This is a genomic window from Vibrio genomosp. F10 str. 9ZD137 (genome assembly GCF_049974785.1).
GTDB lineage: Bacteria > Pseudomonadota > Gammaproteobacteria > Enterobacterales > Vibrionaceae > Vibrio.
Map to the genome: position 1 here is coordinate 1 of NZ_JBNGCJ010000336.1, position 10,405 is coordinate 10,405.

Genomic DNA, 10,405 nt, shown 5'->3' on the forward strand with positions numbered 1-10,405 from the left:
CTTTCAGCGTGGATAGACTGGAACAAAGATGGCGACTTTACAGATGAGGGAGAAAAGGTTTTTTCAGACACGATACTGTCTCAAGGAACGAACGCTCTGATTCTGTCAGTACCCAATGATGCAACCATGGGATCAACATGGAGCCGTTTTCGCTTTAGCGACCAGATTGGAATTGAACACGTGGGCGGAGCGCAAAAAGGGGAAGTCGAAGATCACCCCATTCTCATCACCAAAGATGGTATTGCGATACGCCATTACCCTAGCGAATCGGGCTATGCTACCGTCGCTTTTGAAGACAATTGGCCTTACACCGCCGACTACGACATGAATGACCTCGTTGTTCGTTACCGCGTAACAGAAACATTGCAAGATGGAAAAGTGTCTCGCTCAAAAATTGAAGGCTATGTTGCAGCCTACGGCGCAGACTACCGCAATGGTTTTGCAATCCGACTGGCTGGGATTAATCGCACTGACATTGATGAAGCGCTAACAACCATGACGCACAATGGCGTTGTTCAACCAACCAATGGTTTGGAAGCAATATCTGAAGAAGCGATTTTTATTGTTTCTGATGACATGTCGGTGGTGCGATCAGAAAGTTGCAGCTATTACAGAACAGAACAAACGTGTCAGGAGTCTCTCAAATTTTCGTTCAGTCTGGATATTACAACGACAGATTCCGCAGACACCTCTGGATTAATGGCGATGCCCTACGACCCCTTTATTTTTGCCACTCCTAACTCGTACCATGGCGAAGGCGTCACCTTTCAACCGGGCCGAAAATGGGAAGTCCACCTAGCGGATCAAGCACCGACCGAGCAGTTTGACGAATCACTTTACGCAAGAGGCATTGATAGCAGTGATCCCAGCGCCACTCGTTTCTTTAAAACGGCCGGCAATCTACCTTGGGCTCTACTGATAACCGATGAGTGGAAATGGCCACAAGAACGGGTAGATTTGGTGCTCACCTACCCTGAATTTGCAGCCTATGCAGAATCAGCGGGACAACAAAGCCAGAATTGGTACTTAGAAAACAAGGCATCCTCTAATCGTTTCTTCCAACCACAGGAGTAAAGACTATGGATATTAAATGGATCACTTTATCTCTCTCATTCTTTCTTCTTGCCTGCGGTGGCGGAGGTGATGGGGGCAGCCCTCCTACTAACAAAACCATCACGACGGAAGAGCAAGATGAATCAGCAGGATCCGCTGGCTTTATAGAAAACACCCTAGCAGTCCAACGGACAACACAAGATCTTTCGATCCCAGATGGGTTCAGTTTTAATCCTGTTGTAGATTACACGTTTGACGTTGATATCAGCGCCTATTCGACACAACGCGCTTATGTGTCAATTTACGGAGACTACGTGCCCCTGCAAGATGGTAGTTTCGTCCCCAACTTTAACAGTCGTATTACGTCATCATCATTAGATAACGGGAAAGCTGCACTCGAGTTTATTATCTCTGACTCGCAATCATCGGTGTTAGCTGAAATATGGTTCTATGATGGAAGCGACCCCATCCAATATCAATTCACGCCCTCACAAAATAGTTGGATTTGGTAGCTAGCTCCGAGCATTCAGGCAATAGACACGGTAAACTCTTTCTGAATGCTCGTTCCCAATGGTTATTTTGGATGGATAAACCAAAGACTTACATTGCAGCTCTGTTGATTGCCACGTTTATATTGTTGCTAGTCACGTATTTTCTACCTGATGATTCAGACAGTATTCAGATACAAGGCACCATCACCGATCAGTCGATGATTCAGTCTCTAGATGGCCAGAGGCATTACTTAATCGTTGATGTTCCCGATGCCGGTGTTTTTCGAGTCAGTATAGGCGGCTCCGTTCAATGTAAGCTAGGGACGTCTGTCTTACTGAAAGCCAATACCAGTAAACTTAACACTGCCACCCATTTTCAGTTTATTTCATGCTGATTTTGCACGTGGAAATCGAATATAAGGAGTAATAATGCACCCACTTGTTACCGCCCAGTGGCTCAAGGAACAACAAGATAATCCTAATTTGGTCATCTTAGATGCAAGCATAAACTTTAAAATCCCAAGTGAAACGGCTAAGGACACCATCAATAAAATCCCTAATGCGTTGCGATTTGATTATGATAAGGACTTTAGCGATCCGAGCAGTTCCTTGCCTCATATGATGCCTTCTGAAGATCGGTTCAATGAATCCGCAAAGAAAATCGGAATGAATAATGAGTCTGTCATCGTTGTGTATGACAACAGTGGCACTTTCGCCTCTCCACGAGCATGGGTAATGTTAAAGGCAATGGGGCACGAAAACGTGTATGTGCTTGACGGAGGACTAACCGCATGGAAACAAGCTGGTTATGAAACCGACAAATCCTATGCAACACCCCAAGAACCGGGTGATTTTTCTGGCACGCTGAATTCAGACTATTTTGTATCCGCAGATACTGTTCTTTCTCAAATTAACAACAGCGCCAACCTGACGGTAGATGCTCGTGGTAGAGCAAGATTTAACGCTGAAACAGAAGAGCCTAGAGCAGGTATTCGCAGTGGGCATATTCCGAACTCTATCTGCCAGCCGTTTGCGGAATTGATGAATGAAGAGCGACTCAAGCCCGTTGAGCAATTGAAATCGATCCTTGAAACGTCGATTGATCCCACCAAAGATCGTTACATTTTTAGCTGTGGTTCAGGTGTGACGGCCTGCATTGTATTACTAGCGTGTGAGCTATGCGGTTATAAAAATATGTCGGTTTATGATGGTTCATGGACGGAATGGGGCCAAAGAGAAGATCTTCCAATACACCCTTAAATTGTCCACATTGCAGTAAGTACCCAGAGCCGTAGATAAACAAGGGCCATTCAGTGAATGGCCCTTGTTACATTGTTATCAGTTCTAAATCTGAGTAAAGCTATTTGTATTTGTCCTGTACAAATTTCTTACTCACATCAACAATAGCGACGTCTTTAAAAAAGCTGCGACCCAATAGAATTGAAAACTTCATATGGTTGCGATCAGACAAGGTAAACTCTGTTTTTTCTTTGAGATCACCGACCTGGACCCAAGCGACAACGACGGGCCTTTTTTCTGATTCTTCACTGTTTGATTGTCTAATTTTAACCCAACGTTGAACCGGTAACGCAATCTCTTTGCTCAGCGTGTCACCCATGTCTACCTTAAACTTCACCCACTCTTTTCCGTCACGCTCAAACTGAAGGATATCTTGAGCACTTACTGACGAAGTTGTTGCTCCAGTATCCACGCGAGCTTTGAAGCTTTGTTTTAAACCAGGAACGTAAACCCACTCTTGATCACCAAGAATCAGTTTTCCATCTTCTGTTTTTTTCGCTTGAGGTTTTGGTTTCTCTGCTGGTTTAGGCTCTGGCTCGACAACTGGCTCTTCAGGTTTTACTTCAGGCTCAACAGGCTTGTCCGTCTCAGGCTCGACAACAGGCACTTCAACCGGGTTTTCTGGTTCAGGTAACGGCTCTTTGTCAACATTACTGGTTGTCGAACACGCTGTGAGCCCAAGACTTAACATAACCATTAACAATAAGTGATTCTGCTTCTTCATAGAAATACCTAACTATTATCTTGATCTAATTATTATCTTGATACAGTAGCAATGGCCTTAGCCACATACGCAATATGATTTTCAGATAGGCCAGCGATATTGATCCGACCGTCTCCGACACCGTAGATACCGAACTGCTCTCTTAACGTAGACATCTGGTCACTGGTAAAGCCTAGCACGGTAAACATACCTTTATGGCTTTCGATGAAGTTAAAATGATCCGTATCATGTTCATTTCTAAGTTCATCACACAAGCTTTTTCTCAGGCTAAGTAAACGTTGCTGCATTTCGCTTAGCTCAGTCTTCCAGGTTTGAGTCAATTGATCGTCGTTTAAGATAGTTTTAACCAATGCCGCACCATGGTCAGGTGGCATCGTATAAGTAGAGCGTGCCAGAGTCAGCAACTTACCTTTCGCATTGGTCACGTCTTTTAGAGACTGACCAACCACGATGGCGGCACCGGTTCTCTCACGGTAAAGACCAAAGTTTTTAGAGCATGAAGTGGTGATCATCATCTCTTCAACATTGTCAGCCATATAGCGAAGACCTTTTGCGTCTTCTTCTAAACCATCACCGAAGCCTTGGTAAGCGATATCGACAAAAGGAATAAAACCATTCTTCTGCGAGAGCTCTGTGATTGCCTGCCAAGCTGAAAAATCAATATCAGCACCCGTTGGGTTGTGGCAACAGCCATGAAGCAACACAACATCATTTGGTCCCGCGAAAGAAAGTTCTTTCAGCATTTTTTCGCTATCCACCTGCTTGGTATCGGCACTGAAATAGCTGTAATATTTCACTTTAAGCCCAGCAGCTTCCATCACAGGCTTGTGGTTAACATAACTCGGATTTGAAATCCAAATTGTCGTATCTGGCTGGGCAAGCTTCATTAAGTCCCCCAGCATTCTAAGTGCACCGCTCGCACCTGGCGTTTGAATGGTCGCCACTCTTCCCATTGCTGACGTGCCGGATAACAGCAAATCGGTCATAGACTGATTAAACTCTTCACAACCCGCTAAGCCTACATAAGCTTTGGTTTTTTGTGTTTGTGTTACGATGTCTTGCGCCTGCTTTATCGCCGCCATAATTGGCGTTTCACCTTGACTATTTCGGTATACACCGATGCCAAGATCAACCTTGTCAGGACGCTCGTCTTGACGGTAGGCAATAGATAAAGAGAGGATAGGATCCAGTGTTGGTTCGGATAAGTGTGAAAACATGAAAGTCACAACCCTTTGAAATTCAAGTAATGCCATCACGGTAACATTAGATTCATCAAAATCGAAGCGAAATTTTAATGGATTGTTACTTTAATAGAATGGATTGTTACTTACGTAAATTGTTAAATCAGTATTTAGTACTTAATCAAAATTGAGATCGAGATATTTACTTTTTAACAAGCCGTGAAGGTATGAATAATTTGATTGGCACTGCCCCGCCATTTAAGGCTCGGATCCGCCTTAATCTGCTCAAATTTTCCGTCAATTAAAGTATCGACATAAGGCAATAAACGTTGTTGGTGTTCATCGAGTTCATGCAACTGATAACCGGTCCATAACCAGATATCTTTACCAACACACTCACTTTTCACTCTCTGTACCAGTTTTAATACCTCTGACACATTCGCTGGATGCATAGGATCACCGCCTGATAACGATAATCCTCTACGTTTTATACGCGTGTCGTTAAGATCAGCAATGATCTTATCCGACAGCTCTTGCGTAAATAAGTGACCAGAATCGAGACGCAGAGTCGATTGGTTGTAACACCCCTTGCACTGGTGAACGCAACCGGAAACAAAAAGCGTACAACGGGTTCCCGGGCCGTTAATAACATCAATCGGATGATACTGGTGATAATTCATGACAAGCGCCGTCGCCTATTTTTATCTTAAAATTACAAGTGCTTAACGCGTCGTTTAACTTCTTCTTGTTTACCGAAGTTAAAGGGTCTTGCATCAGGAGAACCTAGGTATCCGCAAACACGACGAGTAACTGATACTTTGGTTGAGTCGTGGTTACCACATTTCGGACAGGTAAATCCTTTACTGGTACACTCAAACTCGCCATTAAAGCCACACTCATAACATTCATCAATGGGAGTGTTTGTTCCGTAATATGGCACACGTGAGTAACTGTAATCCCAGACGTTTTCTAACGCTTCAATATTGTTTTGCATATTCGGGAATTCCCCGTAGCAAATGAAGCCACCGGAAGAAATTGGTGGGTATGGCATTTCAAAGTCAATCTTGTCGTAAGGATTCACTTTCTTTTGCACATCAAGGTGGAAACTGTTGGTGTAGTATCCGCGATCCGTTACGCCCTCAATGACACCGAATTCTTTAGTATCAACACGACAAAAACGGCTGCATAAGTTTTCACTTGGCGTAGCGTATAGGCTAAACGCGTACCCCGTTTCTTCGGTCCATTTATCCACTTCGTTTTTTAAATACTTAACGATATTCAGTCCTTGCTGTCGAAGTTCTGCATCGTCGTAAACGTGTTGGTCCACGCCATGCAATGCGGTGATCATCTCGTGAATACCAATGTATCCCAGAGAAATGGATGCTCGACCGTTTTTAAAGATCTCTGCAATCGGCTGGTCTGCTTTCAAACGCACACCACACGCACCTTCCATATACAGAATCGGAGCGACTCTCGCTTTAACATTCTCTAAACGGCTAATACGCGTTTCTAAAGCGCGGCGCGCAAGCTGCAATTTCTCATCCAATAACGTATAAAACTTGTCTACGTTGCCTTGCGCTTTCAACGCGATACGCGGCAGGTTAAGACTGACTACCCCTAGGTTATTACGGCCTTCATGGACAAGTTCACCGTTTTCCTCGTATGTACCAAGGAAACTACGACAACCCATCGGGGTTTTAAATGATCCGGTCACTTCAACCACTTTGTCGTAATTTAAGATATCCGGATACATGCGCTTAGACGCACATTCTAATGCGAGCTGTTTAATGTCATAGTTTGGATCGTCAGAGGTATGGTTGAGGCCATCTTTGATCGCGAACACCAATTTAGGGAATACTGCCGTTTTCGCGTTTTTACCCAGACCTGCAATGCGGTTCTTCAAAATCGACTTCTGGATCAAACGAGAGGCCCAACTGGTGCCCAGACCAAAACCAAACGTCACAAACGGCGTTTGTCCGTTCGCGGTATGTAACGTATTGACTTCGTACTCAAGCGATTGGAACGCGTCATAACACTCTTTTTCAGTCCGCGCCTTGGCGAATGCTTCTGGGTTCGGAATGTCCCACTCTTTGGCGATGTCTAAATGTTTGTCATAGCTGGTGGTTACGTATGGCTCTAACACTTCATCGATTCGGTTAATCGTAGTTCCACCATAAATATGGCTCGCGACTTGCGCGATGATTTGTGCAGTAACCGCCGTTGCCGTTGAAATCGATTTTGGTGTGTCGATTTCAGCATTACCCATTTTAAAACCTCGCGTCAGCATGCCTTGTAGATCAATCAACATGCAGTTAAACATCGGGAAAAACGGGGCGTAATCTAGGTCGTGATAATGAATATCGCCTTCTTCGTGAGCCTGAACAATATCACGTGGTAAAATGTGGGTCTTTGCATAGTGCTTTGCCACGATACCCGCTAATAAATCCCGTTGAGTAGGGATGACTTTGCCGTCTTTGTTCGCATTTTCGTTAATTAAATCGACGTTACTCTCTTCGATTAATCCTTCGATCTCTCGCGTTAACGTACTTTGCTTTTCACGGGCGATGTCGCGATCATGTCGGTATTCAATATAACCACGAGCAAGTGACTTAAATGGCCCTTGCATTAATTCATTTTCAACCAGCGTTTGAATTTCAGAGATATGAACTTCATCGTAATCCGCTAGTTTTAACTCAACAGCTAACGCGACATTCAGCGCGTAAATAGCGATTTCTTTATCGGCATTATCTGCGGCACTTTCCACCGCTGCCTGAATACGATCCCTACTAAACGGAGCTCTTGAGCCGTCACGTTTGATTACGATTGGTTTCACCATTTCTCCTTACCCTAAGCATACTCACAGAGTTATCCACAAACACACTATATAGGGCGACTATTAAATGCACTGACACTATATGTTGTGGTGTATTTAACAAAAAGCACAAATGACAAGTATTGATTTGGATCAAGAAAAGCGGTTCCCTGATGAACTTCAGTTCGATCTTTTCTCTGTACTTCTCACTTAGAAAAGAAACAATGAAAATTGGATGTTTAGCGAAAATGGTACTTGATTTATTCGCAACACTGATAGAATAACGGCTTCCATGAAATTCACAGTAATTATCGTATGACCATTGCACATCTGGCTAGAATATTTGTCACAGCGTTACTTTTTTTGCCGCTTTCACTCCAAGCAGAAAGTCAACTTCGTGTCGCCAGTTGGAACATTGAATGGCTCACTTCAGATGCCAATAGGTCCATGCCAAATTCCCATCGGTCGCCCGAAGACTTTAATCAACTCCAGCGCTACTTCGATAACATGGATCTAGACGTGTTAAGTTTCCAAGAGATTAACGATGTTGCAGCGATTCAGCGTGTTGTCGGCCCTGATTACACCCTATGGATGTCAGACCGTTCATTAGCCTCGAATAAAAATCATCAATTTGGTGATATCAACCAGTACACAGGTTTTGCGATTCACTCTTCTCTCTCCGTAACGGCGATGCCCTCCATCCAATTAGAAACTCATTCGCGCAGCAAACTTAGGTTTGCCACTTATGTTGTGATCAATCCAGAAGGAGAAATGCCCATTCATCTGCTGTCGGTTCATTTAAAAGCAGGGTGTATTGAGCACTATAAAGAGAAGAAAGACTGTCGACGTTTGAAAGAACAAACGAAAAAATTACGAGCATGGATTCAAGATCGTGAACTAGACAATGATGCGTATGTCATTTTAGGAGACTTTAATCATAACCTCAGCGCACCGAACGATTGGCTTTGGACTGAGCTGGCTCATCAAACCGGTGCGGTACTTGCCAGTAAAAACACGACACCGGACTGTAAAGTACGTTCCAAAAGAGAAGCAGGCTTAACATACCAGTATCGCTCGGTTATCGATCATATTGTTCTGACTAAGCGGTTGGCTTTTTCTGCACCTAAGCAAACTACGTATCGTGCTCAAGATGTTTTAAATTATAATCTTAGCGACCATTGCCCGATCGTAATGGCCATTCACTAATCTTCCCTTGTTGTCTTTGGCTTCTCTCATTCAGAGCTTACCGTGTTGAACGGCTCAAGTTCAAAAAGACTCCATTCGTTACGACTGTATACGGTTAATGACATAACGGTTAATGGCATAACGGTCAATCACATCTCGATCAGTTTTGCGGGAAACGAAGCACCTGCTGCCCTGCTACTAAACCTTTTCTCACTCTGCCATCGTCACCCAGTTGAATTAACCGTCGAGTGATGTTTTCACCATCCCATACTTGGACATATTCTAGCTGCCCCACGTGTATCACGGCACTTTCAGGTAAACGAAGAACGTCATGTTCACCGACTGGAACTTTAAGTTTGGCGTACATGCCGGGGTAGACACCAACCTCGACATTAACATCGAGCTTAATCTGATAACTTCTTGAATTTACGTCTGCTGACGGGGTCATTTCACTCACATTCGATGGAATATTAAGGGAAACGGTGGGAAGGTCGACATTGATCTCTTGCCCCAATTGAATATGTGGTAATACCGATTCAGCGATGTCGGCCTGAATTTGTAAGCGCGCCGGCTGATAGAGAGAAACCAATACATTGCCGGGGGCAGCTGTGTCCCCAACATTAATCGGTTTATTGGTGATCAGCCCTGCAAATGGCGCAGTAATGATACTGAACTCGCGTGTCGTTTGTGACTCTATCAGTGCAGCCTGAGTTTGGTTAAATGTGGCTTTGGCCAGTTCCAACTCGCTTTCGGCGTTATCAAAACTGGATTGAGAAACGAGCTTTCTGGTTAACAGCTCTTTCGCTCTGTCGTATTCTTTAATCGCAGAGCTGAGTTTCGCTTGCGCTCCCGATAAGGCCTGTTCATTTTGCGTAACTCGTGCTTCTAGATCTTCATTCTCTAGACGCATCAAAATGTCACCTTTTTCGACAGCTTCGCCCACTTCAATATATATTTCCGATACTTTAGCTGTGATTCGCGCAGAAATATCAGCTCTCTGTTTTGCAACAACGACACCAGAAAACTCTCGCCACACAGGCTCATTAATAGGGGCTAATACGATGACTTCCGGAGCAATTTCAGGTTTGGTTGTGTGACGTTTATTGTCTGATACTTTTTCATTAAACATGCCCGCCATAAAAAGGAATAGCATGGTTAATAAGGTAAACAAAATCATCCCAAGCCATTTATTTTTGCTTTTCATTATTCGTCCTCCATTAGCGTCACTCTTTCACGACTGACTGCGCTGCTTTTGTGACTCTCTTGATACGCCAGGTTATAAACGACGGGGATAACCAGAAGAGTGAAAATAGTGGATGCGGTAATACCAAAAATGATCGACCACGCGAGTCCGTTGAAAATAGGATCTAAGGTAATGACAATGTTACCCAATAAGGTAGTTCCCGCTGTCAATAAGATAGGCCGCATACGGACCGCGCCTGATTCGATCAGTGCATCTTGTAGAGGTTGCCCCTTCGCTAAGGACTGCTGTACAAATTCAATCAACACAAGTGAATTTCGTACCACTATCCCCGCTAATGCAATCATCCCTATCATTGCTGTCGCGGTGAAAAGCGAAGGGTTTGGGTATCCGTTAATGTCTGAACTCAATACGTTCAACAGCCAAAACCCGGGCATGATGCCAAGATCGGAAGAGCGG

11 protein-coding genes are annotated in these 10,405 nt (G+C 44.1%); 5 read left to right on the forward strand and 6 right to left on the reverse strand.

The genetic code is table 11. The features are described from left to right. The 4 genes from ACP45E_RS07035 to ACP45E_RS07050 all read left to right on the forward strand — a co-directional run. Window positions 1-1,074 (forward strand): LruC domain-containing protein (locus ACP45E_RS07035; protein WP_141707248.1); only part of this gene is annotated, 1,074 nt, incomplete at its 5' end. A 5-nt stretch (window positions 1,075-1,079) separates the two neighbouring features. After that, window positions 1,080-1,565 carry a hypothetical protein gene (locus ACP45E_RS07040; protein WP_017038138.1) on the forward strand — a complete coding sequence of 162 codons (486 nt, stop codon included), beginning with the start codon at window positions 1,080-1,082 and terminating at the stop codon, window positions 1,563-1,565. Between the two features lie 71 nt (window positions 1,566-1,636). Then, window positions 1,637-1,939 (forward strand): hypothetical protein, encoded by a 303-nt coding sequence (locus tag ACP45E_RS07045; RefSeq protein WP_017038139.1) that lies wholly within the window; start codon window positions 1,637-1,639, stop codon window positions 1,937-1,939. A 34-nt stretch (window positions 1,940-1,973) separates the two neighbouring features. Next, complete coding sequence (locus ACP45E_RS07050; RefSeq protein ID WP_017038140.1) at window positions 1,974-2,804, forward strand: sulfurtransferase; 831 nt, start codon at window positions 1,974-1,976, stop codon at window positions 2,802-2,804. Between the two features lie 100 nt (window positions 2,805-2,904). On the opposite strand, the gene ACP45E_RS07055 is transcribed toward ACP45E_RS07050, so the two are convergent. The 4 genes from ACP45E_RS07055 to nrdD form a co-directional block, all read right to left on the reverse strand. Beyond that, a complete protein-coding gene (locus ACP45E_RS07055) occupies window positions 2,905-3,567 on the reverse strand; it encodes an ATP-dependent zinc protease family protein (RefSeq protein WP_017033614.1) in 663 nt (220 codons plus the stop codon). A gap of 32 nt (window positions 3,568-3,599) precedes the next feature. Continuing rightward, window positions 3,600-4,784 (reverse strand): aromatic amino acid transaminase, encoded by a 1,185-nt coding sequence (locus tag ACP45E_RS07060; RefSeq protein WP_198927225.1) that lies wholly within the window; start codon window positions 4,782-4,784, stop codon window positions 3,600-3,602. A gap of 173 nt (window positions 4,785-4,957) precedes the next feature. Next, window positions 4,958-5,428 carry an anaerobic ribonucleoside-triphosphate reductase-activating protein gene (gene nrdG, locus ACP45E_RS07065; RefSeq protein WP_017038141.1) on the reverse strand — a complete coding sequence of 157 codons (471 nt, stop codon included), beginning with the start codon at window positions 5,426-5,428 and terminating at the stop codon, window positions 4,958-4,960. A gap of 32 nt (window positions 5,429-5,460) precedes the next feature. Next, entirely contained in the window at window positions 5,461-7,581 is a 2,121-nt protein-coding gene (gene nrdD, locus ACP45E_RS07070; RefSeq protein WP_026026638.1) for an anaerobic ribonucleoside-triphosphate reductase, read from the reverse strand. Between the two features lie 294 nt (window positions 7,582-7,875). Between nrdD and ACP45E_RS07075 the strand changes: the two genes are divergently transcribed. Then, a complete protein-coding gene (locus tag ACP45E_RS07075; protein WP_017038142.1) occupies window positions 7,876-8,766 on the forward strand; it encodes an endonuclease/exonuclease/phosphatase family protein in 891 nt (296 codons plus the stop codon). A gap of 139 nt (window positions 8,767-8,905) precedes the next feature. Here the strand turns inward: ACP45E_RS07075 and ACP45E_RS07080 are convergent, their stop codons facing one another. After that, entirely contained in the window at window positions 8,906-9,949 is a 1,044-nt protein-coding gene (locus ACP45E_RS07080; RefSeq protein WP_017038143.1) for an efflux RND transporter periplasmic adaptor subunit, read from the reverse strand. After that, window positions 9,949-10,405, reverse strand: a 457-nt coding sequence (locus ACP45E_RS07085; RefSeq protein ID WP_141707249.1) for an efflux RND transporter permease subunit, incomplete at its 5' end; no start/stop codon positions are given. The genes ACP45E_RS07080 and ACP45E_RS07085, both read right to left, overlap by 1 nt.

What these genes read in the sequence shown, in the direction of transcription:
- ACP45E_RS07040 (WP_017038138.1), top strand. Translation starts at nt 1,080, where the DNA reads ATGGATATTAAATGGATCACTTTATCTCTCTCATTCTTTCTTCTTGCC.
- ACP45E_RS07045 (WP_017038139.1), top strand. Translation starts at nt 1,637, where the DNA reads ATGGATAAACCAAAGACTTACATTGCAGCTCTGTTGATTGCCACGTTT.
- ACP45E_RS07050 (WP_017038140.1), top strand. Translation starts at nt 1,974, where the DNA reads ATGCACCCACTTGTTACCGCCCAGTGGCTCAAGGAACAACAAGATAAT.
- ACP45E_RS07055 (WP_017033614.1), bottom strand. Translation starts at nt 3,567, where the DNA reads ATGAAGAAGCAGAATCACTTATTGTTAATGGTTATGTTAAGTCTTGGG.
- ACP45E_RS07060 (WP_198927225.1), bottom strand. Translation starts at nt 4,784, where the DNA reads ATGTTTTCACACTTATCCGAACCAACACTGGATCCTATCCTCTCTTTA.
- nrdG (WP_017038141.1), bottom strand. Translation starts at nt 5,428, where the DNA reads ATGAATTATCACCAGTATCATCCGATTGATGTTATTAACGGCCCGGGA.
- ACP45E_RS07075 (WP_017038142.1), top strand. Translation starts at nt 7,876, where the DNA reads ATGACCATTGCACATCTGGCTAGAATATTTGTCACAGCGTTACTTTTT.
- ACP45E_RS07080 (WP_017038143.1), bottom strand. Translation starts at nt 9,949, where the DNA reads ATGAAAAGCAAAAATAAATGGCTTGGGATGATTTTGTTTACCTTATTA.